This is a genomic window from Bacillus badius NBRC 15713, assembly GCF_001591605.1.
In the GTDB taxonomy this organism is placed as follows: Bacteria; Bacillota; Bacilli; order Bacillales; family Domibacillaceae; genus Pseudobacillus; species Pseudobacillus badius.
In genome coordinates, this window is the sequence record NZ_BCVF01000112.1 from 1 (window position 1) to 582 (window position 582).

Here is a 582-nt window from a genome sequence, read left to right on the forward strand (position 1 = left end):
AACGCCATTCACACCTTGAGCAAGACCGGAGATCATAGAATTAGATAAATGCTTGATTCCACCCATGGCATATTTCGCCATGCTTTTAATTCCAGCACCGATTTTTCCGGGAAGAGCCTTTGCTGCATCAACAATGGCAGTAAAGCGATTAGTTACGGCATTCTTCATGCCAGTAGCCAATTCAACAGCCTTGTTTTTCATTGTGGTGAATCCTGTTCTTACGCCAACCACAATGTTTCCAACCATAGAGCGAATCGTGTTCCATAGCGCACGGAAAATATTTTCTCCCCATTGTCTTAACAACGAAAAGATCGTTCGTGCTTGGTTGACCATTGCCATGAACCGGTTGGTTATACCAGTAGTCATAGCATGAACAATATTGCCAGCAAAGTTTTTAAGCCATGTGAATCCACCAACAAATAAGTTTCTCGTTCCCGTCACACCAGCAGCAAAAATTGACTTGATACCGGTCCATAAAGCAGAAAAACCAGCGCGGAAAGTCAAAATAAATGCCTTTCCTGCTCCAAGAATCTTTCCGAAGAATGATAATTGAATAAAGTTCCAGATAAACTGGATTGCTCC

The 582-nt window shown here is 42.3% G+C and carries 1 protein-coding gene; it reads right to left on the reverse strand.

Annotated features, from left to right (window positions below):
• Positions 1 to 582 (reverse strand): hypothetical protein (locus BBA02S_RS21130; protein ID WP_218011600.1); only part of this gene is annotated, 582 nt, incomplete at both ends.